This is a genomic window from Akkermansia sp. JRP_AM1, assembly GCF_049262625.1.
GTDB lineage: Bacteria > Verrucomicrobiota > Verrucomicrobiia > Verrucomicrobiales > Akkermansiaceae > Akkermansia > Akkermansia massiliensis.
Map to the genome: position 1 here is coordinate 710,411 of NZ_CP118234.1, position 23,749 is coordinate 734,159.

21 protein-coding genes and 2 pseudogenes are annotated in these 23,749 nt (G+C 59.6%); 13 read left to right on the plus strand and 10 right to left on the minus strand.

The window, feature by feature from the left end; all coding sequences use genetic code 11:
- Window positions 1-47: 47 nt before the first annotated feature.
- The 4 genes from PVA48_RS03280 to PVA48_RS03295 all read right to left on the minus strand — a co-directional run bounded on the left by PVA48_RS03280 (window position 48) and on the right by PVA48_RS03295 (window position 3,281).
- Window positions 48-491: a hypothetical protein gene (locus PVA48_RS03280; RefSeq protein ID WP_102721285.1), complete on the minus strand. Its 444-nt coding sequence runs from the start codon at window positions 489-491 to the stop codon at window positions 48-50.
- 138 nt (window positions 492-629) lie between these two features.
- On the minus strand, window positions 630-2,108 hold the full coding sequence (locus tag PVA48_RS03285) for an ATP-dependent DNA helicase RecG (protein WP_423232224.1): 1,479 nt from the start codon (window positions 2,106-2,108) through the stop codon (window positions 630-632).
- On the minus strand, window positions 2,078-2,728 hold the full coding sequence (locus PVA48_RS03290) for a hypothetical protein (protein ID WP_423232225.1): 651 nt from the start codon (window positions 2,726-2,728) through the stop codon (window positions 2,078-2,080). The genes PVA48_RS03285 and PVA48_RS03290 overlap by 31 nt, the downstream gene beginning before the upstream one ends.
- 13 nt (window positions 2,729-2,741) lie before the next feature.
- Window positions 2,742-3,281 (minus strand): N-acetylmuramoyl-L-alanine amidase family protein, encoded by a 540-nt coding sequence (locus tag PVA48_RS03295; RefSeq protein ID WP_423232226.1) that lies wholly within the window; start codon window positions 3,279-3,281, stop codon window positions 2,742-2,744.
- A gap of 383 nt (window positions 3,282-3,664) precedes the next feature.
- On the opposite strand from PVA48_RS03295, the pseudogene PVA48_RS03300 reads away from it, so the two are divergent.
- From PVA48_RS03300 to PVA48_RS03315, 4 genes and pseudogenes are all read left to right on the plus strand, one after another.
- Window positions 3,665-5,490 (plus strand): annotated as a pseudogene (locus PVA48_RS03300) (phosphoenolpyruvate carboxykinase (GTP)).
- 686 nt (window positions 5,491-6,176) lie between these two features.
- Window positions 6,177-7,226 (plus strand): carbohydrate-binding family 9-like protein, encoded by a 1,050-nt coding sequence (locus tag PVA48_RS03305; RefSeq protein ID WP_102728695.1) that lies wholly within the window; start codon window positions 6,177-6,179, stop codon window positions 7,224-7,226.
- A gap of 24 nt (window positions 7,227-7,250) precedes the next feature.
- The gene (locus tag PVA48_RS03310) at window positions 7,251-10,658 is read left to right on the plus strand and encodes a hypothetical protein (protein ID WP_423232227.1); all 3,408 of its coding nucleotides are present in this window, start codon (window positions 7,251-7,253) and stop codon (window positions 10,656-10,658) included.
- A 2-nt stretch (window positions 10,659-10,660) separates the two neighbouring features.
- Window positions 10,661-11,731: a hypothetical protein gene (locus PVA48_RS03315; RefSeq protein WP_102728693.1), complete on the plus strand. Its 1,071-nt coding sequence runs from the start codon at window positions 10,661-10,663 to the stop codon at window positions 11,729-11,731.
- A gap of 138 nt (window positions 11,732-11,869) precedes the next feature.
- Here the strand turns inward: PVA48_RS03315 and acpS are convergent, their stop codons facing one another.
- From acpS to purH, 3 genes are read right to left on the minus strand one after another with little or no spacing between them, the layout of a single operon-like run.
- Window positions 11,870-12,271: a holo-ACP synthase gene (acpS, locus tag PVA48_RS03320; protein ID WP_215442325.1), complete on the minus strand. Its 402-nt coding sequence runs from the start codon at window positions 12,269-12,271 to the stop codon at window positions 11,870-11,872.
- A 37-nt stretch (window positions 12,272-12,308) separates the two neighbouring features.
- On the minus strand, window positions 12,309-13,049 hold the full coding sequence (locus PVA48_RS03325) for a pyridoxine 5'-phosphate synthase (protein WP_022398116.1): 741 nt from the start codon (window positions 13,047-13,049) through the stop codon (window positions 12,309-12,311).
- Between the two features lie 39 nt (window positions 13,050-13,088).
- On the minus strand, window positions 13,089-14,636 hold the full coding sequence (gene purH, locus PVA48_RS03330; protein WP_022398117.1) for a bifunctional phosphoribosylaminoimidazolecarboxamide formyltransferase/IMP cyclohydrolase: 1,548 nt from the start codon (window positions 14,634-14,636) through the stop codon (window positions 13,089-13,091).
- Between the two features lie 245 nt (window positions 14,637-14,881).
- Here purH and rplI point away from each other — a divergent pair, with 245 nt between their 5' ends.
- From rplI to PVA48_RS03355, 5 genes are all read left to right on the plus strand, one after another.
- A complete protein-coding gene (gene rplI / locus PVA48_RS03335) occupies window positions 14,882-15,337 on the plus strand; it encodes a 50S ribosomal protein L9 (RefSeq protein ID WP_022398118.1) in 456 nt (151 codons plus the stop codon).
- A 173-nt stretch (window positions 15,338-15,510) separates the two neighbouring features.
- Window positions 15,511-16,503: a magnesium transporter CorA family protein gene (locus PVA48_RS03340; RefSeq protein ID WP_022398119.1), complete on the plus strand. Its 993-nt coding sequence runs from the start codon at window positions 15,511-15,513 to the stop codon at window positions 16,501-16,503.
- Window positions 16,504-16,559: 56 nt separating this feature from the next.
- Window positions 16,560-17,138, plus strand: a complete 579-nt coding sequence (locus PVA48_RS03345) for a hypothetical protein (protein WP_423232228.1) — start codon at window positions 16,560-16,562, stop codon at window positions 17,136-17,138.
- The gene (locus PVA48_RS03350; protein WP_423232229.1) at window positions 17,135-17,461 is read left to right on the plus strand and encodes a hypothetical protein; all 327 of its coding nucleotides are present in this window, start codon (window positions 17,135-17,137) and stop codon (window positions 17,459-17,461) included. The genes PVA48_RS03345 and PVA48_RS03350 overlap by 4 nt, the downstream gene beginning before the upstream one ends.
- 12 nt (window positions 17,462-17,473) lie before the next feature.
- The gene (locus PVA48_RS03355; RefSeq protein ID WP_102728692.1) at window positions 17,474-17,839 is read left to right on the plus strand and encodes a lipocalin family protein; all 366 of its coding nucleotides are present in this window, start codon (window positions 17,474-17,476) and stop codon (window positions 17,837-17,839) included.
- 18 nt (window positions 17,840-17,857) lie between these two features.
- Here PVA48_RS03355 and PVA48_RS03360 read toward each other — a convergent pair whose 3' ends face one another.
- A complete protein-coding gene (locus PVA48_RS03360; RefSeq protein ID WP_022398122.1) occupies window positions 17,858-18,142 on the minus strand; it encodes a hypothetical protein in 285 nt (94 codons plus the stop codon).
- A 339-nt stretch (window positions 18,143-18,481) separates the two neighbouring features.
- Between PVA48_RS03360 and PVA48_RS03365 the strand changes: the two are divergent.
- The 4 genes and pseudogenes from PVA48_RS03365 (at window position 18,482) to PVA48_RS03380 (ending at window position 21,112) form a co-directional block, all read left to right on the plus strand.
- A pseudogene (locus PVA48_RS03365) lies at window positions 18,482-19,527 on the plus strand (energy-coupling factor ABC transporter permease).
- Between the two features lie 6 nt (window positions 19,528-19,533).
- Window positions 19,534-19,761, plus strand: coding sequence for a hypothetical protein (locus PVA48_RS03370; protein ID WP_423232230.1), 228 nt, complete (start codon window positions 19,534-19,536; stop codon window positions 19,759-19,761).
- Window positions 19,762-19,775: 14 nt separating this feature from the next.
- Entirely contained in the window at window positions 19,776-20,345 is a 570-nt protein-coding gene (locus PVA48_RS03375) for an energy-coupling factor transporter transmembrane component T (protein ID WP_423232490.1), read from the plus strand.
- Window positions 20,342-21,112 carry an energy-coupling factor ABC transporter ATP-binding protein gene (locus tag PVA48_RS03380; protein ID WP_102728689.1) on the plus strand — a complete coding sequence of 257 codons (771 nt, stop codon included), beginning with the start codon at window positions 20,342-20,344 and terminating at the stop codon, window positions 21,110-21,112. Before PVA48_RS03375 ends, PVA48_RS03380 begins: the two co-directional genes overlap by 4 nt.
- Before the next feature lie 13 nt (window positions 21,113-21,125).
- On the opposite strand, the gene PVA48_RS03385 is transcribed toward PVA48_RS03380, so the two are convergent.
- Window positions 21,126-23,111: an ATP-dependent DNA helicase gene (locus PVA48_RS03385; protein ID WP_102728688.1), complete on the minus strand. Its 1,986-nt coding sequence runs from the start codon at window positions 23,109-23,111 to the stop codon at window positions 21,126-21,128.
- A 14-nt stretch (window positions 23,112-23,125) separates the two neighbouring features.
- Window positions 23,126-23,692, minus strand: coding sequence for a hypothetical protein (locus tag PVA48_RS03390; protein ID WP_146018182.1), 567 nt, complete (start codon window positions 23,690-23,692; stop codon window positions 23,126-23,128).
- Window positions 23,693-23,749: the final 57 nt, after the last annotated feature.

Consider the following 23,749-nt stretch of genomic DNA (forward strand, 5'->3'; position numbering starts at 1 on the left):
TTTCAGGGAGCGGCCCTACCAGTCAAAGGTCTTTACAAGCTGATCATTTAGTCTTCCACAATTTGTTCCACGGTCGTAATCGTTTCCACCACTTCAATGTTGGCGGCGTCAGCGAAATTGTTCACCGCCTTGAGCAGGGCGGGCGTCATGAGCTTGTCCTTCTGAATGCGTTCGCAATTTTCCAGCATGTCCACGATGGTATCCTGGGCATCTCCGTTCAGTTTGGTGATCCGGATGGCCTGTTCGGAAGTGAGCTTCATTTTTTCCATGGCCTTGTCCAATTGCTTGGCCTGCTGGGTCAGGGCATTGAGCTGCTTGATGGCGATTTCAACCGCCGCATTGTCCTTCACGTCGTCCAGAACCTTGTTGGCGGACGAAATCAGGTCGACATTCTGCTTAACCATCTGCACGGGATCGGCAGCGTTCTGAGCAAGAGCGGAGGCGGAGCATACGATGGCCACCACGGGGAGTATTTGGTACGTTTGAATCATTGTTTTATCGGTGTTCGGGTTGAAGAAGAAATATCTTCTTTGCCTCTTTAGATTCATTCCAAGAGAGAAACCGTTGCACCCCATATCTGTCATACAGTCCTTACCGTCTGACTGTCAGCAAACGGCAGGAAGACAATCTTACCCCGTCACACGTTTTTCCTCCCCGTTTTCCAGCAGAAAACGGAGGGGGCGGTACTTGGCGGATTCCAGATTGGGGTCCTCCGCCAGAATGGCCTCCGCCAGCTCCCGCCCGCGGTGAATCAGGCGCGCGTCCAGCAGCCATTCCTCAAAGCGCACGCCCTTCAGGCCGCTCTGGGAAGTGCCCAGCACGTCCCCGGGACCGCGGAGCTTCAAATCCTGTTCCGCCAGGTCAAAACCGTTGGCCGTGGTTTCCACAATATGCAGCTTTTCCCATTGTTCATCCTCCGGCCGGGCCTCCGTCATCAGGATGCAGTAGGACTTGTGCGCCCCGCGGCCTATGCGCCCGCGGAGCTGGTGGAGCTGGGAGAGCCCGAAACTCTCCGCATTATTGATAATCATGACCGTAGCATTCGGCACATCCACCCCCACCTCCACCACCGTGGTAGCTACCAGCACGCTGATGCGGTTGGCGCGGAAGTCCTTCATCACCGCCTCCTTTTCCTCGGAGGACATCCTGCCGTGCAGCAGTCCCACATCCACATGCGGCAGCAGCGCCTTCCACTCGTCCAGCTCCTTTGTCACGGCTTTCCCTTTCCGGGAATCCTCCCCGTCAATGAGAGGGGAAACCACGTAAACCTGCCTGCCTTCCTCCAACTGGCTCCGGACGAACTTCAATACCTTTTCCTGGTCCTTCTCCGTGCGGATGGCCGTAACCACCGCGCCACGGCCTCCGGGAACGCCGTCCAGGATGGAAACGTCCAGCTCCCCGTAAAAAGTCAGCGTCAGCGTGCGGGGAATGGGGGTGGCGGTCATCACCAGCACGTCGGGGCGCTCTTCGCGGTCAATCAGCTTTTCCCGCTGGTTCACGCCGAATTTGTGCTGCTCGTCAATCACGACCAGGCCCACACGTTCCGGCACGTTCTTCCCGTACAGCAGGGCATGCGTTCCGACCACAATCCCCCCCTGCTTCCCGAAGGATACGTGGGATTCCTCCTTCCTGTCCGCCGTCACCAGGGACACGGGAACGTCCAGCTTGTCCAGCATCTGCCGGAACTTCAAATAATGCTGTTCCGCCAGAATCTGGGTGGGGGCCATCATCACGGCGGAATACCCGTGTTCCACAGCCAGCAGCATCGCGCACAGGGCCACCAGCGTCTTTCCGGACCCTACATCCCCCTGGAGCAGGCGGTTCATGGAACGGGGCGCCTTCATATCCCGGTAAATCTCCCTCACGCAGCGCTTCTGGGCCTCCGTCAGCTCAAACGGCAGTGAATCCGCCAAATCCTTCACCAGATGGCTGGAGCCTGCCGTCTGCATGCCGGGCACTTCATCCGCTCGCCTTCTCCTGTAAGCCACGTTCAACTGCTGCGCCAGGCACTCCTCCAGCGCAAACCGCCGCCTGGTCCGGTCGCGCACTTCCGCGGTCTCCGGAAAATGGAGGTCCCTCAACGCCGTTTTGCACGGGATGTCCGGCACAAACTCGTAAATCTCCGGTTCCGGAGCCGGGAAAGCCGGGCCAGAGCCTCCCACACGATTTCCCGCAGCCTGCGCACGGCAATCCCCATGCGGCCGCTGTAAACGGGAACAATGCGGTTCAAATGGATGGACTGGTCGTCCCCTTCCCGGATGATCTCAAAATCCGGATGGACGATGCTGAGCTTCTTCCCATACGGCTTCACGCGCCCGTACACGATCATCTCCTGCCCGGCGCACAGCATCCTGGCTATGCCCGGCATGCTGAACCACAGGCAGGAAAAACGGGCCTGCCCCAAAGATTGCTCATCCACCAGCACGGCTTCCACATACCGCCCGCGGCCCTTGCCGCCCTTCCCTCCCCAGCCTTTCCAGCCCACGTCCACCACCCGCCCCCTCAGGCAGACAGGCGCACCGGATGACAGGGAATCATAACGGTCAAACATGCGGCGGTCCTCATACCTGCGCGGCAGCATGAACAGCAAATCCCGCACGGAGGCCATTCCCGCCGCCTGCATGGCCGCCAGCTCCCTGGGGCGGATGAAGGCGCACTCCTCCAGGGGGGACGTTAAAAGCAGCTCTCCGGCCATGGGTCCAGGCGTATTCCTCACAGATCGCATCATGCCTGCGCGCCCGTCAGAGAGCGGCGGCGGGGCGGGTTTCCAGACAGCGCCTGTAATAATCCACGCGGGAGACGAACCAGCTCCATTTATGCCCCGGGCGGCCGTTGGTCAGCAGCGGGGCCGGGCAGTTCTTGCCCGTCCAGTAATAATGGGGCACCACATTGCGGAGGGGAATGTTGTACTGCTTCATCAGCACCGCCGTCAGCTTGGCGGAACGGTTCCAGGTGACGATGGGGTTGTGGCTCCTCACCTCCCCCATCTCAATCCCGATGGAATACATGTCTCCGGGACCGCCGCGGTCCGCATGGCGCCCCGTCTCGTTCAGCGGAATATGCTGGATGGCCCGGTACTGGTCCACCGTAAAATGCCAGTTCAGGGAACCCATGGCCCCCCTTTTCAGCGCACGGGCATGCGCCGCGGCGTCTCCCGTGGGGTTGGCCGTGCTGTGGATGGTGATGAAGCGCGGATGCATGGAATGGGAGGCGCGCCGCGCGCGGGAGCGCGGGGACATGAAATCGCGGCTGATGTGCACTTCCCGGGACATCTGGGACATGGTGCGCGGCACGGGGGAACGTTCTGAATCTTGAAGCTGACGGCGGGCGGGCGCGAGGCGTCCGAACACGCCGCCAGCAGGGCCGGCAGCACCAGAAACACCGCATTTGCCATCAACGTTCTAACATTCATGATTCTTCCCTAGACTATCCGGCGCGAGCTGGCAAGCAGATTTCCAGTCAAAACAGGCTTTTTCACCCTTCCCGGAGCACAGCAGCGGGGAAACGGGAGCCCCCGCGGAACGCTCCGGAGCGGCCACCGCCGGAATCAGGGCAACGCCTTCCCCTGCACGGGGTTTCCCCTCCGGGAGCAACCAAACCGCCCCATAAAAAGCCGCACGGGAGACTTGCCAACGGCCATTTCCGTGCATACACTATTTCCACCATGAGTACCACTCACGAAGCAGCTAAGAAGTGGGTCGACGAAATCGCCCAGCTTTGCCAACCCGACTCCATCTATTGGTGCAACGGCTCTCAGGAAGAAAATGATGAGCTTTGCAACATGATGGTAGAAAAGGGCACCTTTATCAAATTGAACCCCGAGAAGCGCCCCGGATGCTTCCTCGCCCGTTCCACCCCTTCCGATGTGGCCCGTGTGGAAGACCGCACGTTCATCTGCAGCGAGAAGGAAGAAGACGCAGGCCCGACCAACCACTGGGCCGACCCCGTTGAAATGAAGGCCAAACTGAAGGGCTTCTTCAAGGGCTGCATGAAGGGCCGTACCATGTACGTGATCCCCTTCTGCATGGGTCCCCTGGACTCCCCCTGGCCAAGATCGGCATTGAAATCACGGACTCCCCCTACGTCGTGGTCAACATGCGCATCATGACCAAGATGGGCGAAACCGTTCTCAAGCGTCTGGAAGACGAAGTCAAGGGCGGCGGCAACCCGAAGCGCGACGGCTACGGAACCTTCGTTCCCTGCCTCCACACCGTGGGCGCCCCGCTTGCAGACGGCCAGATTGACGTGCCGTGGCCCTGCAACGAAGAAAAATACATCTGCCACTTCCCGGAAACGGAAGAAATCTGGTCCTTCGGTTCCGGTTACGGCGGCAACGCCCTGCTCGGCAAGAAGTGCCTGGCCCTGCGCATCGCCTCCGCCATCGCCCGCAAGAACAAGTGGATGGCCGAACACATGCTCCTTCTGGGCATTGAATCCCCGGACGGCACGAAGGCCTATGTGGGCGGCGCATTCCCGTCCGCCTGCGGCAAGACCAACCTGGCCATGCTCGTTCCCCCCGCCTCCTACCGTGAAGCCGGCTGGAAGACCTCCATCATCGGTGACGACATCGCCTGGATCTGGCCCCATGAAGACGGCACCTTCCACGCCATCAACCCGGAAAACGGCTACTTCGGCGTGGCTCCCGGCACGTCCTACAAGACGAACCCGATCGCCATGGACACCATCAAGGAAAATGTCATCTTCACCAACGTAGGCTTGACCGACGACGGCGACGTCTGGTGGGAAGGCATGGACGGCCCCGCTCCCGCCCACGCCATCGACTGGCAGGGCAATGACTGGACCCCGGACTGTGGCCGCAAGTGCGCTCACCCGAACGCACGCTTCACCGCTCCCGCCGCCCAGTGCCCGACAATCGACCCCGAATGGCAGAACCCGGAAGGCGTTTCCCTCTCCGCGATCCTGTTCGGCGGCCGCCGCGCCACCACCATGCCCCTCGTCTTCCAGTCCCGCGACTGGACGCACGGCGTATACGTCGGCGCTACGATGGGTTCCGAAATGACCGCCGCCGCCTTCGGCAACATCGGCCAGGTCCGCCGCGACCCGATGGCCATGCTTCCCTTCATCGGCTACAACGTGGGCGACTACTGGCAGCACTGGCTGGACATGGGCAAGACCGTTGCCAATCCTCCGCTGATCTTCAACGTGAACTGGTTCCGCAAGGACAAGGACGGCAACTTCATCTGGCCGGGCTTTGGCGACAACATGCGCGTCCTCGACTGGATCCTCCGCCGCGCCAAGGGCAAGGCGGAAGGCCAGAAGACCGTGCTGGGCGTCTCCCCGACCTACGACGAACTGGACAAGACCGGCATCGACTACAGCGAAGAACAGTTCAACGCCAACATGGCTCTCAACCCGAGCGAATGGAAGGCTGAACTGGAAAGCCAGACCGAACTGTTCGACAAGGTGGGCAAAAAGCTCCCGGCCGAACTGGAAGAACAGCGCCAGATCCTCATCAAGAGCTTCTCCTAAGCGGAACTCCTGACTGAGCGTCAACTCAACAGCAGAGGCTGTCCCATCCGCGGGACAGCCTCTTTTTTATTCCCCCGCATCTTCTCCAAACACGCTCATGGAGCGCCGCGCGCCCTTGCGGCAACTGGCATAAACAGGGAGCTTACAAAAAGAAGTGGAATTTGAATGACGGGACGCTGCACGTACGAATCCTGAAGCTCAGGAAGATGCCGGGGGATTCACCCATGCAGCCAGCTCACTCTTACGGCATGGTCAAAAATCTCCAACAGCCATCGGATACCGATTAAAAGATCGTGGAAATCCGTGTCCTTTCCATGTTATGGGTACGTGGAAAATGAAGGGCTTAAAGAGTTGTAATGATACTGCATGGATAGAAAAGCAAAAATCGTTTTCTTCCTGAGTAAAATATTCAGCAATCTTGTGGGTTGCAGTTTTATTTTTACTTGAGCCGCTATTTTTATTCCGGGTTCTTCTGAAAGAAAGAAATCGAAAAACGGGTATAGTAAGAATATGTCCAACCGTGTGTTTTGATGGAATTTTATGGCCGCGGCATGTGTTGCTGGGTCATTCCCGGCATGATGCCGCGGCCACTTATCCCTCCGCATTCATCCGGGACGGCTTGCATAGTACCCGGTTCAATAGGGTCATGATATATAAGGAAACGGCATTTCAAGGATGTTAAAGAGATGAAATTAAGCTTCATTATACTGAGCCTGGTCAGCGGACTGGCGCTCTCCGCCCCTCCCCGCGAGCTTTCCTTTTATGTCGTCAGCCCGGTTGAGGGAAAAGCGCCGGTGGTCGACGGCTGCCTGAACGAGGCAGCCTGGGAAAAAGCGGCCGTATTCCGTCATTATTATGTTTACAATTGCGCGGAGCCGACTCCGGGAAAACTCAAGACGGAATTCCGTATGCTGTATGATGAAAAAGGAATCTACCTGGGCATCATCAATTTCGAGGAGCATCCGGAAAAATTGAGGAAGATCATTACCGACTTTGACAACGCCGCCATTTGGACCGACGACTGCGCCGAAATCTTTTTCGATGCCAGGGCCAATGGAATAAGCTACCATTGTTTCAAGGTCAATTGCATCGGAACGCGCGCCGATTTCCGCCGCCGGGACGCCGCCGTTTATCAGAATGACTGGAGCGGCACCGACTGGACCGCCCGGACCTCCATCGGCAAGGACCGCTGGACGATTGAAGCGTTTTTCCCCTGGAGCGACCTGCCCGCCAAAGCGGAAACGTCCGATATCTGGATGTTCTGCCACGTCCGTTATGCCTACTCCGGCGGAAATTTTGCCGGAGCCGCCAGTTCGGTGCTGGGCGGATATTCGAGCCCGCGCAACTTCGGCTATATTTACTTCCAGGGAGCAAATGACACCGTCTCGCCGGAAAAGATATCCGCCCTGCTGTCGCGTTCCGCGGAAGAGCCATGGTGCGCCATGGCTGGCGACACCCTGATCCTGCGAGATAAAGGTAAAAGTGTCCTTACGGAACCCGGCCAGGTGAAGAACAATGAATTCGCGGAAATTGAAAAGCTATCAGCCGAACTGGCACGGGCCTGCGGGAAATCCGCTTTTAAAAAGTACCGGGAAGAACTGGATGCGATCAACCGTGAATGCCGTGTTCTGGAGAAAGAAAAAACCACGGTCAGCGGATTAAGGCGCCTTTACGTCCTGAAAGAGCGCTGCCGGGCGCTCAAATGGAAAATTGCCCTGGAAGAAAGCCTGAATTAACTCAAAAAAGAAAGATACCAATTGATGAAACGGTTACCGCTATTGCTCTGCATCCTGCTGACGGGCCTTGTTGCTCCCGTATTCGGCAAACTGGACGGCACTTACATTAATGAGGCCGGAATGACCCTGAAAACGCCCCATGCCGCATGGGATGAAAAAGGCGAGCTTCCCCATAAGAAAATACTTTTTATCATGCAGCAGACGGCCTCGCGCGAGATCATTGAGCTGGTCCAGCGCTTCCCGGGCTTTGAATATGAAGTGGTTCTCACAGCCAATGAACATAGCATCGGAGCGGACGATATTTACAGCAATCCGATTGCGGGGCTGAGCACCGCCGACAAACGCCAGGAACTGGCCGCCAAACTGGCAAAGGATTATGATCTGGTGGTCGTGGCAAACGTCGATTTTGCGGTCCTGCCGGATGAGCAGAAATTCCGCCTGATGTCGATGGTGCGGAACGGAACCGGCCTGGTCCGGATTCAATCCGGCGAACCCTGGTCCGAACTTAAGAAACTGCCTTATAAAAAACCGTACGCCAAGCCGTTGCCCCGGCCGGAATGGGTTGCCGGAAGCAACAGCCTTCCCGGAACCAGGCCTAAAAACTTTGAATCGCGTATTTTCAACGCCTGGCAGTTCGGCAATGGCCGGATCGTTGAAGTCGATTACGGCGCGGGCTACCGGCCAGGGGTGGGGCTGACGCCGTATTTCAGCTACACCACGGACTGGTTCTTCCTCTATGAAACGTCTCAGGCTTTTCTGGCCCAGGTGCTCTATTACGCCAGCGGAGTGGAACTGCCGGCATTCTCAGTACGGCAGGACAACGGCAAATTTGCCGTAACCCCTCCGGAAAAAACCGTTGCTGTGGGCCGTATCCGGCAGGCGGATAATTCCGTCATCCGGAACAGCCTTGATTTCACGAACCTTCCGGCGGGAAGATATACCGCAGACGTATTGGTCCGCCGGGATGGCGCGCTGGTCAACTTCGGCGCCTTTCCCTTTACGGTGGAATCCGCTTTCGGGGCCGTATCAGTGGAAACGCCCAGGCTGGTGCAGGACCGCGGCCCCTTCTCCGTCACGTTGAAACTGGCTTCACCCGCGCAGGACGGTTATTCCGCCAAAGTGGAGCTGATGGACGCTCCCTACCGCAATGTATGGTTCAGCAAGACCCTTCCTTTGGAAGCCGGAAAGAAAGAGCTTTCATTCGACCTTGAAAATTACCGGATGCCGACCATCGGCGGTTATCTGCGGTGCACCGTTTACGATGCCCGGGGCAATGCGGCACATGCTGAAAATCCGGTGATTTTCCCGGATTATTCCCTGGAGGATTATCTCCAGCTTACCTGGGGCCAGGTTGGCTGCACCTTCAACCCGGCCTTCGGGGAACGGATCATTGACCGCCTCGGCTGGAACGTATCCCTGCAATTTTTCACCAAGGGAGATATTGAAAACGCCCTGCGGAACGAAAAACTGTGTCCGTACATCTGCCGGATCGGGATGGAAGCCGGGCCGAACAATGAAACCAGGGTATTGCGCAAGCTGTGGTCCGAACAGAAAGAAAATATGGAGCAGCTGGGTACGTTGAACGGTGACGAATCATTCTACCATCCATTGGTCCGGAAACTTTGGAGCGACGATCTGCGACGCCAGGCAGAATACCTGAAAGACCTGAGCCCCATGCTGTACAACCTGGGCGACGAAAATTTTTACACTTACGACGCCGGGTTCGGAGAATCGGATAAACAGCCGTTCGCCGATTTCCTGCGGCAGAAGTACCAGACCATGGAAAACTTGAACCTTGAATACGGCGCCTCCTATGCCGGATTCGGTGAAGTGCCCCACCTCCGGCTGGACGCGGCCAAAAAAACGGGAAATCTGGTCGCTTACAATGACCACCGGGAATATATTGAAAAAATGTACGTGGACATGCATCATTTCCTGGCGGCGGAAATCAAAAAGGTTCATCCCGGAGCCCGGGTAGGCGCGGAAGGCTCCCCTCCCGGCAACCTTGAAGAAATGATTAAAGGGCTGGACTTCTGGGGCCCTTACAGCGGCATGCAGGAGAACGAGGCATTGCGCGCATTCGGCGCGGACCGGGTCCGGACCATCTGGTGGGGCGGGTATTGCTCGGAGCGTTCATCCTATCCATACAAACTTTGGGAACACCTGCTGCAGGGAGCGATCAACGGCCACGCCTGGTTCCTGATCAACCCCGCCCTGGGAGAAACCAGCCATTCCGGCGATCTCTCCGAGGCGGAATACCTGCGCCAGTACATGCCCTATCTTGATGACTTGAACTACGGCCTCGCACAGCTGCTGATCAAAACCCCGTTTCCGGATACCGGCATCCTGTTCTACTACAGCCACACCTCCAATTCCGCCGCCCAGGCGGACAGCCGCTGCGTCAAGCCGGACGCCAGCATGAATCCGCTGCTCCGGTATTGCTACCAGCGCGGGCTGGGCTTCAATTTCGTCTCGCCCAATACCCTGGAACGCCTGAAAAACGCACGGCTCCTCTTCCTCTGCGAAGCTTCCTCCCTGAGCGACAAAGAGTGCGCGGCCATTCTGGATTTCGTCAAATCCGGCGGCACCGTACTGGCTGACGCCAATATCGCCATCCTGAACGAAAACCTGAAAAAACGCACTGTGAACCCCCTGGGCGAACTTTTCGGGAACCTGACGTTCGGCCAGGCGAAAGAGCTCGAAATCCAGCCTTATGAAAGCACAAGCGGAGCCCTGGCCCTGGCGGGAGAAAAGGCCCATGCAGTCCACGGCAATCCGGGCCTGCAGCTCCGCAAGGCCGGCAAAGGAAACGCCATCCTGCTGAATGCCTCCCTCTCCGTTCTGGAAAATAATTCCCTGCCCGGCTCCTCCCTGAACACGTTCCTTGACCAGGTGGTGAAAAACGCCGGAGTCCGTCCTCTGGCCGTCATCCCCGATTTCAGCGACACCCTGATGGTCCGTCCGCGGAAGGCCGGAGAATTCGAACTGCTGGGCGCCCTCGGCCAGGAAAAGGACCTCGGCAAATCATTCACCGCCAAATTGCCGGAAGAAAAATACATCTATGAGTGCCGCAAAGGACTGGTGGGGAAATCAGACAAGCTTGTCTTTAAATTCTCCAATGCGCCGTTCCGCTGCTTTGCCCTGTTTGACCGGGAGCAGCAGCCGCCCGTGGTAACCGCTCCGGCCCAGGTGGCCAAAGGCGCCCGGGCCCTGCTTAAGATTTCCGGACCGGCCAATCCCCGGGAACGCGCGTACCGGATTACGGTAACGGCCCCGGACGGCAGGGAAATTCTGCACCGCAGCAAAACCATTTACGGCAAGACGGAATACCCGCTGGATTTCGCCTTTAACGATCTTCCCGGCGCATACCGCATCACCATTGAAGACGCGGCTACAGGCTTGAATACCCAACACGAAATAGAGGTAAAATAATCATGCAGAAACTCACCCTGACCGTACTGGCCGGATTGTGCACCACACTGCTGTACGCCGCCCCCTCCATTGAAAAGAAAGAAGAGAAATTTGACCGCAAGGGAACTCCCGTCCTTGTGACCCGCCATACCGTCAACCTTGGCAACGGAAAAATCAATTACCACACCGTTACCAATCCCAATGACAACAAGCCGGTTCAGCAGGAATGGGGGGATTTCAGATTCGGCATCGAATATTGGAGGAACCCCAATACTCCCGGAAGCTGGAGTCCCGTCAATTTCCTTGCCGTGATCGGCAAGGACGGCAAAACACTGCTGGACCGGAAAGTCGCGGAAAAAATTGACACCGTAGAAAACGGCAAGATGGAAATGGCCGTATTCACGTTCCGCCCGGAAAACAGTGTTCTGGACGTCAGGATAGCGCAGTTCAAGGATCGCCCGGACTGGCTGTTCGTCAAGGTCAGTTATCCCGGACAACTGTATGAAGTCTGGGCGTCGCCGGTTCACGGTTACGGGAAGCCGGAACTGAAGTCGCAATTCGCCCTGAAAGAAGGAGACGGGGAAAAACCATGCGGAAAGCCGGACTGGGTTCTGACGAAAACAACCGGGGGAAACGGGGTAATGAACTTCAACCGCTATGCTTACAAGGAGTTCGGCACGTTCATCGTTTTTGAAAAAGAATCCCTCCGCCAGATCCGGATTCATGGAGATGATATCAAATTTGAGCTGAAGCCGGAGTCGGACAGCTTCAGTTTTGCCATAAGTTATTTCAAAGACCGGAAGCCGGAGGAGGTGCGCCCGGAATTCTTCAACGTGACGGTTCCGGAGGTGGAGAGCTTCCTGAAGTCCATCAATTGGAGCCCGATCCCCGACCGGAAGACGTTTTCAGAGCTTGCGGATGAAACCCGGAAAAACATCTCCATCCTGAAAAGGGATGGCGGCCATGCGGCGGACTATGAAAAGAGAGTGAAAGAACTGGAAACCGATTTTTCCGAAGCGCCGAGTTTTGAAACTCTGGCCGCCCTCCGCGAACTGAATAGGGAAGTCATCAAGAAGAACCTTGAAAACCTGTAGGAACACGGTATTCATCGGCGCCGCTGGCAAGGCATCCTGTAGAAATTTCCTGGGCTCAGGACCCGGTATGTTCCAGCCGGCTTTGGTTCAGGGAAAACGGTCCCGGGAGCGGCCAAGGCTTGCGGCGATTCTGAAGCGTCAGGAAAATTCCGGGGCTTCGGCAAGGGCGATGACGGCGGCTGCGGCGCTCAGGCGGGAATGGGTCATGGTCAGGAACCAGCCCGTGACGCCCTGCTCCCGGGCCGTCACTCCGGCTGTGCCGTGCAGCAGGATGGAGGGAGCGCCCGCATCATTGCGCACCACTTCCACATCCGTAAAAGCGCATTTTTCCCCTATTCCCGTTCCCAGGGCCTTCGCCACGGCCTCCTTGGCCGCAAAACGGGCCGCCAGGCTCGGCACGGGGTCCGCATGCTTCCGGCAATAGGCCCATTCATCCGGGGTGCAGATACGCAGGGCAAATGCCTCCCCGTTTTTCTGGAGGGCCTGGCGCACGCGGTCCAGGTCGATCAAATCCATTCCCAATCCTGCAATACGGCTCATGTTCCTGCAACCGGGGGTTAAAGTTGAAACGGGAATATCAGCTCAGGCGGTCGATCGCCTGGCGCATTTCCCTCACGGCCTGCTCCATCCCCACAAAGAGGGCGCGGGCTACGATCGTATGGCCTATGTTCAGCTCATGCAGGTAAGGCACGCCGTCCATCAGCTGTTCCAGATTCTGGTAGTTGATGCCATGGCCTGCATTCACCTGGATGCCCAGGGAGTGGGCCAGCTCCGCGGCGCGTTTCAAACGGGCCAGCTCCGCCGTGCGTTCCTTCCCGGCGTGGTTGGCAAAGCATCCGGTATGAAGCTCCACCATGGGCGCTCCCAGACGGGCGGCGGCGTCCACCTGGGCCAGCTCCGGATCAATGAACAGGCTCACCTGAATGCCGTTGTCAGCCATTCTTGCCATGGTGGGGGCCAGTTCCTTTTCATGAAAGACGGCGTCCAGGCCGCCTTCCGTAGTAATTTCCTCACGCTTTTCCGGAACCATGCAGACATAGTCCGGTTTCAGCCGAAGGGCAAAGTCCACCATCTCCGGGGTATTCCCCATTTCCAGGTTCAGGGGAAGGGCCACGCTCTCACGGACGCTCAGGGCGTCCGCATCCTGCATGTGGCGGCGGTCCCCCCGGACGTGGAGGGTGATGGAATCCGCCCCGCCCCTTTGCGCCGCGTAGGCGGCGTCCAAAACGCTCGGCTCCACGTTGAAGGAATCAAGCATGGTCGCATAGCGGGCCTGCCTCAGCGTGGCGATGTGGTCTATATTTACACCTAGCAACATATCGGTTTTAAGACAAGGGGACGGGGCCGATCATTCAAATTAATGGAGGAAATGGCGGTGCCCCGTGAACACCATGGCAATCCCCGCGGCGTCCGCAGCGGCGATCACTTCCTCGTCCCGGATGGAACCGCCGGGCTGGATGCAGGCGGTGGCCCCGGCGTCAATGGCTACCTGGAGGCCGTCCGCAAACGGGAACATGGCGTCGGAAGCCACCACGCTGCCCTTCAGGTCCAGGCCGGCCTGTCCGGCCTTCCAGACGGCAATGCGGGCGGAATCCACCCGGCTCATCTGCCCGGCGCCGATGCCGAGCGTGCGGTCCGTGCCGCCGAAGACGATGGCGTTGGAGTGCACCTGCTTCACGACGCGCCAGTTGAAGCGCATGGCGGTAAGTTCTTCTTCCGTCGGGGGGCGCTTGGTCACAACCTTGGCTTCCAGATTGTCCAGGCCCATCACGTCCGTATCCCGCTTCATGGTCATGAAGCCGCCGGGAGCGGAGCGGATGATGGGTTCGCGGCGCGCCTTCATCCAGGCTTCCGTGTTCATGCGGATGATGCGGCAGTTTTTCTTCTTCTGGAGAAGGGCGCGGGCTTCCGCATCGTATTCCGGGGCGATGATGACGTCCGTGAAAATGGCGCTCAGCACGCGGGCCAGGCCTTCCGTCATCGGACGGTTGACCACGATCACGCCGCCGAAGGGGGCCTGCGTGTCCGTTTCAAAGGCTTTCTGCCAGGCGTTGCGCAGGTCCTCGTCATCCTGGCCCACGCCGCAGGGGTTCGTGTGCTTCAGGATGCCCACCGTCGGGCGGCGGAACTGGGTGATCAGCTCGGCGGCGCCTTCGATGTCCAGCACGTTCGTGTAGGAAAGCTCCTTGCCCTGGAGCTGGTTGAAAATGTCCCCGAAGCTGCCGTACAGGCTGGCTTCCTGGTGGGGGTTGTCCCCGTAGCGCAGTTCCTGGTACAGGGGCGCGCAGATGCAGAAGCTGCCCTTGGTGCTTTCCGCGCTTTGGTGGCCCAGGTAGTTGGTAATGGCGTTGTCGTAATTGGAGGTGCGCATGAACACCTTCACTGCCAGGTTTTCGCGGGTTTTCAGGGTCGTGTCTCCCTTGTGGGTCTGCATTTCATCCAGAATGCGCGCGTAGTCCGCGGGATCGGACACGACGGTGACGGAGGCGTAGTTCTTGGCGGCGGAACGGAGCATGGACGGGCCGCCGATGTCGATCTTTTCAATCGCTTCTTCCAGCGTGACGTCCGGCTTGGCGACGGTTTCCTCAAAGGGGTACAGGTTCACGCAGACCAGGTCAATGGGCTTGATGCCGTTTTCCTTCGCCTGGCGCACATGCTCTTCATTGTCGCGGCGGTGCAGCAGGCCCCCGTGCACCATGGGGTGAAGCGTCTTCAGGCGTCCTTCAAACAATTCCGGTTCCCCGGTATAGTCGGAAATTTCAATCACCGGAAGGCCCAGGCCTTTCAGGAAAGCGGCGGTGCCGCCGGTGGAAATAAGCTCTACTCCAAACTCGTGCAGGCCCTTGGCAAACTCCTCCAGGCCGGTCTTGTCGGAAACGGATATCAATGCGCGCTGAATAGCCATAAGATCAAATATCTGTAATGTACCCGCGGGCGAACCCTCCTCTCCGGGAGCGAACGCGACAAATGCGGTTCCTTTCCCTACATACTACCGCCCCGTGAAGCAAGCGCAATGTCACCTATCATGACAGCCGGGGGGATTTTTTCCTCCCAAAACATAAAAAAACGCCCTTTTTATCGCTCTTGTCTTGACATTCGGGCGAATACTTACTACTTCAACCGCTCACAAATAACCATTTCTTTTTAGCCATGGCAACGATGGAAGTAATTCTCGCAACAAAAATTGAAGGACTCGGCGCGGAAGCCGACCTGGTGACCGTTAAGGCTGGCTATGGCCGCAACTACCTCATCCCCCAGGGTCTCGCCCACGAAGCAACGGCCTCCAACCGCCGTTTCATCGCCAATCTTCAGGCCGCCCGCGCCAAGCGTGAAGCGGAAGAACTCAGCGCCGCCCAGGAAGTGGCCGCCAAAATCAACGGATTGACCGTAGACCTTACCCTTGAAGTGGGTCAGGGCGGCAAGGCGTTCGGCGCCATCACCAACCAGAACATTCACGATGCCCTGACCGCTCAGGGAGTGGAAGTGGACCGCCGCGCGATTGAGCTTGAAAAGCCGATCAAGAGCGAAGGCGAACACGAAGTCGCCATCAAGGTGCATCCCCAGGTGGAAGCCACGCTCAAGGTGGTCGTCAAGGAAAACGCCTAAGCGGCGCGCATCCCTTTCTTTTTCGGCAGGCCCGGTTCCCACCTTGGGAACCGGGCCTCTTTTTGTCACCCTTTTTACTTCCCTTCCCTGTACAAACAAGGCATCATGCCCGCGTTGGGTGTCACTCGACATCATGCACGGCATCGTTCCATCCCCCCACCGAAATCAACGGCATGATTCGACTCTATCGTCAAACCCCGGAAGGCATTGAGCGCACCACCCAGGTGGATGCGGCTGAACAGAACTTGGACTCCGTCTTCTGGATTGACCTCCTTACCCCTGAACCGGCGGAAATCAAGTTTGTGGAACGCCTCTGCGGGCTGGAGATGCCCACCTACGACGAGATGAGGGAAATTGAGGCCACCAGCCGCCTGTACACGGAAGACGGCGCCCGCTTCATGACCACCACGGTGCTCAGCCGCGTGGATACGGAATCCCCCTCCTTGTCGGAAATCACCTTCGTCCTCATGGGGGCCAAGATCATCACCATCCGCCACTCGGACTCCTACTCCTTCCGTGTCTTCTCCCACCAGCTCCTGCGCCAGAAGCAGATCAGCCGGGACCAGGTTTTCACCGGACTGCTGGAAACCATCGTGGACCGCCAGGCGGACGTCCTGGAACGCTTCGGCGCGGAACTGGACCGCCTTTCCAAAAACATCTTCCGCAGGGACGAACCGGAAGGCAAGGCCAGCAAGCGCGTACCCGTCTCCAGCGCCCTGCGCCTCACGCTCCAGGACCTGGGCCGCGTGGGGGACCTGCTCACCCGCCAGCGGGACTGCCTGGTCAACCTTCTGCGCCTGCTCACGTACGCCAGCAATGAAGAGGCCCTGGACGACACCAACTCCACCCTGTACATCAAGCTGCGCCCCCTGAGCCGCGACGTCACGTCCCTCTCGGAATACGCCAACTTTCTTTCCAGCAACGTGAACTTCATGCTGGACGCCGTTCTGGGCCTCATCAACATCGAGCAGAACGAAATCGTCAAAATCTTCACCGTGGCGGCCGTGGTCTTCATGCCCCCCACCCTCATCGCCAGCATCTACGGAATGAACTTCTCCCACATGCCCGGCCTGGAAAACGAATACGGCTATTACATCTCCCTGGTCGTCATGCTCGTTTCCATCATTCTTCCCCTGGTTTATTTCAGGAGCAGGCGCCTGCTTTGAACGGCCCCTGCCGCGGACTCCCTCCCTCTCTTTTTGTCAACCACTCCTACCGTTTCATGATTGATATGGACTCCAAAATCACCCGCCTGATTGAACAGGCCTCCGTCATTGTCGGCGCCCTCCCCTACCTCCAGGCCTACCGGGACAAGACATTCCTCATCAAATTCGGCGGCAGCGCCATGGACGACGCCCGCCTGGTCAAGAAGCTCATGCGCGACATCGTTCTGCTGGAAGTCCTGGGCTTCAACCCCGTGATCGTCCACGGCGGCGGCAAGGCCATCTCCAAGGCCATGGCGGAAGCCGGGCTGGAGGCCCGCTTCATCAACGGTCTGCGCGTCACGACGCCGGAAGCCATTTCCATCGTGGAACGCACCCTCTCCGGAACCATCAATCCCGGCCTCGTCCAGATGTTCCGCGACTACGGAGGCAAGGGCGTAGGCATTCCCGGCACGGAAATCTTCGTGGGGGAACGCATCCAGGAAAAGGACGAACAGGGCAACCCCGTGGACATCGGTGAAGTAGGCAACGTCATCGGCTGCCTGACAGACCGCATCACGGAAGCGCTGGAACTCCAGATCACCCCCATCGTCTCCCCCTGGCGAAAGAGCTGGGCACCCACAAGCCGCTCAACGTGAACGCGGACCTGGCGGCGGCGGCCCTTGCCAAGGAGCTCAAGCCGGTCAAGCTTATCTACATTTCCGACGTTCCCGGCATCATGAAGGACCCCGCGGACCCGTCCACCCTCATCAAATCCGTCACGCGCACGGAAGCCCTGGACCTCATTGAAGACGGCACCGTTTCCGGCGGCATGATTCCCAAAATCCACTCCGCCATTGACGCCCTGAACGCGGGCGTGCGCAAGGTGCACTTCATTGACGGACGCCTGCCCCACACCCTGCTGCTGGAAATCTTCACTCCGGACGGCATCGGTACGGAAGTCATCAGGGAACAGCGCTGACCACCCGCCGCCATGCGCCTTTTCCTCCTTCTTCCGGCCCTCTCACTGGCGGCGGCCTCCTGCTCCATGCAGCCCACTCCGTCCAGCCTTTCCGGCTCCTGGACCCAGCCCGTCCCCGGACAGCCGGGGCACGTGCAGGGAATGCAGCTCCTGCCGGACGGCAGGGCGAGATCCATCAACATGCGCACGCTTCTCTACCGGAGCTGGCAACTGGACGGCAAGCGCCTGACCCTGACGGGGAAAAGCATAGGCAACGGGAACTCCTCCCTCTTCACCACAACCTCCACCATTGACAGACTCAGCAGAACCACGCTGATTCTGAACACGGACGGAAACCGGGAGGTCTACACCCGCACGCCGGACGCGGCCGGAAGGTAAGCATCCCGGCGCCTTCCGCTATTCATCCTCCAGAAGGGACTTGTTGGCCGCTTTCGCCAGCTCGCAATTCGGGCATTTGTCAATCAGGCGGTCCATCAGGGCTTCAATGCGGGCGTCCTTCGCCATCAACTGCTCATCCTTCTTCTTGAGCAGGTTCAGCGTATAATTCACGGCAATCGTCAGAACGCCCAGGCCGCCGATGGCTCCGGCGGAAGATACGGCCGTATCTGCGGAAATATTGCCCAGGATCGTCGTGCACCCGCCTATGGAAAACAAGCACTTAGCTATGGAAAAATTCATCATGGGTTCCGTCTAGCAAACCGCTTCCCCGTCTGCATCACGCCCAATCCGTCCACATCCGCCGCGCGGCACGCCTGGGCGGCACGGCGCGGCAGCCAAATTCCCGCCGGATACACTCGGAGAAAACGCGCTCCCCCTCCCCCGGAAAGGCGCTATTGCCGGGGAACACGGTCCACCGGACCCGCGCAGGGAGCAAGGCCGCGCGGCGCGGGGAAAATACTTATACCCGTTGCCGCATTTCCTTCTTCGGCTTTGCGGTGTTTGTGCTAAAGTGGCGCCAATCTGCCCGGTCCGGGGCTCTTACCAATACTTCACTTCATCCAATAGAAAGACACAAACATCATGCATATGGCGGACGGCTTCATTTCACCGGCGGTAGGCTGCACCATGTGGGCGGCTTCCGCCGCGATCACGGCGCTCTGCGCGCGCAAGGTCAGGCAGGAAAAGGAAGTGCGGCTCGTCCCGCTCATGGGCGTTCTGGGAGCCTTCATCTTCGCCTGCCAGATGCTGAACTTCACCATTCCGGGCACCGGGTCCAGCGGCCATCTGGGCGGCGGCCTCATCCTGGCGGTCCTGCTGGGGCCGTATGCGGGCTTCCTGGTCATGGCGGCCATCCTGGCGGTGCAGGCGCTTTTCTTTGCGGACGGAGGGCTGCTGGCCCTGGGCTGCAACATCTTCAACATGGGCTTCTTCTCCTGCCTGGTAGCCTACCCCTTCATTTACAGGCCCCTGGCCGGAAAAACCCCGGCACGGGCCGAATCACGCTGGCCAGCATCACCGCCGCCGTCATCGGGCTCCAGCTGGGGGCCTTCTCCGTCGTGCTGGAAACGACGGCCTCCGGCATCTCCGCGCTGCCCTTCGCCCAGTTCGTGGAACTGATGCTTCCCATCCATCTGGCCATCGGCGTGGTGGAAGGACTCGCCACGGCGGCCATCGTCATCTTCATCAGCAAGGCCCAGCCCTCCCTGCTGCGCCCGGCTGATCTGGAAACCGGCCCCGTCAAAAAAGCCTCCTTCACCGTTCTGGGCATCTTTGCGGTAGCGGCCCTGCTCTGCGGGGCGGCCCTTTCCTGGTTCGCCTCCGCCTACCCGGACGGCCTGGAATGGTCCGTGGCCGGCGTCACCGGGTCGGAAGAAACCAGCCTGGCGGAGCCTTCCTCCCTCCACCGCAGCCTGGAATCCGTACAGGCATCCACCGCCATCATGCCGGACTACGCCCTCCCCGCCGCGGAGGAAACAGCCTCCTCCGGAGAGACGGAGAGAGCCTCCTCCATCGTCAACCCTGAAACCAGCCTGGCCGGCGTGCTGGGGAGCGTCATCATTGCCGCCCTGGTCTTTGCGGCCGGCTTCCTGTTCGGCAGAAAACCGCACAGCCACTGCCCCCGCTGACCCCCCATGCCCCTGTTCACGGACGCCGCGCGGCAATTCCGCCAGATGGACCGGTTTTCCTGCGGAAACACCGGATTCCACCGTCTGGACGCCCGTATTAAAATAGGGGCCTTCCTCGTCTTTCAAATCTGCGTGCTCTCCTGGCCGCCGCAGGAAATCACGGGGCTGCTGCCCTTCTTCCTGTTCCCGGTCTGCGTCATCCGCATGGCGGGGCTCCCCCGGGCTACCTGCTGAAGCGCACCCTGTGGCTGCTGCCCGTCGCCGTCATGATCGGCCTCTTCAACCCGCTGGTGGACAGGACGCCGGCGGGAGAATGGTTCGGCATTCCCGTCACACAGGGCATCATCTCCTTCATCTCCATCATCCTGCGGTGCATGCTCACCATCCTGGGAGCCTTCACGCTGCTGGCCTCCACGGGCTTCGCTCCGCTCTGCCGGGGCCTGAGGCAGCTCGGCGCGCCGCGCATCCTGATCACGCTCCTGGCCTTCCTGTACCGGTACGCCTTCATCCTGATGGATGAATTCCAGAACATGCTGATGGCGTTCCGCTCCCGGAGGGGAGGCTCCGGTTCCGTCCCCCTTTCCACCTGGGGGGCCATGACCGGCCAGCTCCTGCTGCGCACCTTCGGTCGCGCGGAACGCATTTACCAGGCCGTCCTGTGCCGGGGAGGGGAAGACCCCGAATTCGTCAGCGCCCCCGGCGTCATCACCATGCGCGGCGTGGCGGGCGGCATTCTCTTCTGCGCCCTCGTCATCCTGTTCCGCTGCTTTAACGTCACCATGCTGGCGGGCCAGTGCGCCCGCAGCCTCCTCTCATGAGCCACCACCTTGTAGAAACCATCGACCTGTGCTTCAGCTACCCCGATTCTCCTCCGGCGCTGAACCGCGTCTCCCTGCGCATCACCCACGGGGAATCCGTTGCCGTCGTGGGCGGGAACGGAGCGGGAAAATCCACCCTGCTCCTGCACCTCAACGGCCTGCTGGAGCCCTCCTCCGGACAGGTGCGGGTGGGGGACATCCCCGTCACGCCCAAAACCGTCGCCCGCGTCCGGGAAAGCGTGGGAATGGTATTCCAGCAGGCGGACGACCAGCTTTTCATGCCTACCGTCCGGGAGGACGTGGCCTTCGGCCCGCTCAACATGGGCCTCCCTCCGGAAGAAGTCAGCCGCCGCGTGCGGCAGGCTCTGCGGGACGTCCATGCGGAAGCCCTGGCGGACAAGATGACCCACCACCTTTCCGGCGGGGAAAAACGCGCCGTCTCCATCGCCACCGTCCTCTCCATGACCCCGGACATCCTGGTTCTGGACGAACCCAGCGCGAACCTGGACCCGGCCTCCCGCCGCACCCTCATCAGCCTCCTGCGCCAATTCTCCCATACCAAAATCATCGCCACCCATGACCTGGACATGGTCATGGACCTGTGCACCCGCTGCATCGTGATGAAGGATGGATCCATTCTGGCGGACGCGCCCGTTCCGGACATTTTCGCCGACTGCGCTTTGCTGGAAGAAGCGCGCCTGGAACAACCCCTCAGCTACCGCCTGATGCAGTACGGCAGGGAGAGGGAGAACTCCGGCCAATTTTAAGGAGGAAAACTCCTTACACAAACTCCAGACGGGCATCCGGCAGGGACTTGATGAACCGCGCCCCGTACCTCTTGGTGGCTACGCGGGGGTCCAGGATCACCACCATGCCGGAATCGCTCCTGGTGCGGATCAGCCGCCCCACCCCCTGCCGCAGCTTCAGAATGGCTACGGGCACGGAATACTCGTAAAACGGGTTCCCCCCGCGCGCCCTGATGCTCTCAAAGCGGGATTCCACCAGCGGGTGGTCCGGCACCTCAAACGGCAGGCGCGTCACAATAACATTGGAAAGGGCCTCTCCGGGCACGTCCACCCCGGTCCAGAAACTGTCCGTGCCGAAGAGCACGCTGTTCACATCCTTCCGGAACGCCTCCAGCATGGCATGCCGCTGCATGTCCTGCCCCTGCACGTACAAGGACCATCCCTGTTCTTCACAGAACGGGCGCACCTTTTCCGCCACCTGCACCATCAGCCGGTAGCTGGTGAACAGCACGAAGGCCCTGCCGCGGGACTCCGCCAGATACCTTTTAATCCATTCCGGCAGCACTTCCGCATACTCCGGCTGGTCCGGCTCCGGCATGGAGCGGGCCACGATCAGCCTCATCTGCTCCCGGTAATTGAACGGACTGCCTATCTGGAGCTTCCGGACGCTTTCCGCACCCACGCGCCCCGCAAAGTAGCCCATGTCCGCATCCCCCGTCCCCAGCGTAGCGGAGGTCAGAATGGCGGAACGCCCGGCGGAAAACAGGCGCTCCCTCAGGATATCGCCCACCTCCACGGGGGCGGAGCACACGCTCATGTTCCTTCCCTCCGGACCGGACCGCTCCGCCCAGTACACGTGCCCCTCCTCCGTCATGTCCATCAGCACCTTCAGGGAGGCCTGCGCCTCCTCCATGCGGGCGGCCATGTCCGCCAGTTCATCCTTCACGGCCACGTTTTCCTCCTGCTTCGCGCCCTCCCTCTTCAATTCTCCAATCAATTCCGCCAGAGGCAGGGAAAGAATGTCCTGGGACCATTCCGGCTGGAGAATGCGGACAATCTTGCCGGAACCCGCAAACCCCAGGTCATCCCGCGCATTCTGGAAAAACAGGCCTGAAGCGTCAATCACGTCCTGCACCCGCTGGAACAGGGCCGGATTGTTCAGCGGTTTCAGCAGGCCCTTGTGCGTGCGCGGATTGAACATCCGCAGCAGTTCATAATTGAGATGCGGTTCCGAGAGCTGCACGCCCAGCTGCCGGGCAGCGATGTTCTCAATCATGTGGGCCTCATCCAGAACCACAAAATCCCCGGGAAAAACGAACCCCGCCTCCTCGGAATCCTCCGCCTGGGCCATCAGGCCGAAAAACAGGGTATGGTTCAGCACCACCACCTTGGCCTCCAGCACCCTCTTGCGGGCCACCTGGTACGGACAGGAGGGGCCGCAATGGCGCATACTGCACGCATGCGGTTCACTGCACACCATGGCCCATACCTTGGGAGACGGACGGAACGCCATGTCGCTCAGGGTGCCGTCCTGCGTTCTCAGCGCCCAGTCCTGAATCCGCGTCAGCTCCGCGGCTTCCCCCTGCGTAAACAGGGAATCCATCTGGGCCAGCGCGCGCCGCAGGCGGGTATGGCACAGGTAATTCTGCCTGCCTTTCAGCAGGGCGGCGGAAAAATCAATCCCCAGGGCGGCGCGCAGCAGCGGAATATCCTTGTTGAACAACTGCTCCTGCAAATTGATGGTATGCGTGGAAATGACCGCTTTCCGGTCAAAATCCAGCGCAAACTTCACGGCCGGCAGCAGATAGCCCAGGGACTTGCCTACGCCCGTTCCGGCCTCCACCAGCAGCGGGGCGTCCACCTGGAGAGCCCTCGCTACGGCCAGGGCCATATTCTGCTGCTCCGCCCGGTATTCAAAATCCCTGGCGCGGGAGAACAACCCGTCCGGGGCAAATGCCCGGTGGACATAAGCCTCAAAGGCGCTAACGCCTTCCACGTCATCTGCCCCGGCGCCATTCATACGGGAACGCTTCCCTACTGGCCCACGGGAAGCTGGCGGGAGGAAACCGGCGGCAGATTCACCTTTTCCGGCAGGTCATAGAACATGGAGCGCAGGGCATTCGCATTCATCTTGGAAGCATCAATGAACGTCCAGGGCCCCTTGTCCTTCAAATCCTTCACCAGCACCAGAACGCCTGTATTCTCTATCTTTACAGGCATCCCGTCCGGACGCTTCATGGAAATGACCATCCGCGTGGGGAGCACCACCAGCACCTCGTCTCCATTCTTCACCAGATGTTCCGCCGTAGGCTGGCCTATTTCATACGTCTCCACCACCATGCCGCGCTCTTTCATCACGGCGGCGGCTCCCTGCATCTTTTCCCTCATGGTCTTCATGAAGGCGGCCTCCCCTCCCGGGAAGGAAGAAACAAGCTGCTTCTTCATGGGAGCGTACATCTTCTCAATCATCCACATCATGTCCCCCGTTTTCACCGCTCCGGAAAGCTCCCGGGCGGCCTGGACGGCGCTGTCTCCGTATTCACCGGCCTGGACGGCGCACGCAGCCGCCACCATCACACCTGCAAACAAACTTTTAATCATGGACGGAGTGTAACGGCATGCATCCCCCGCCGTCAAGGCAAGGCCTCCTGCACAACC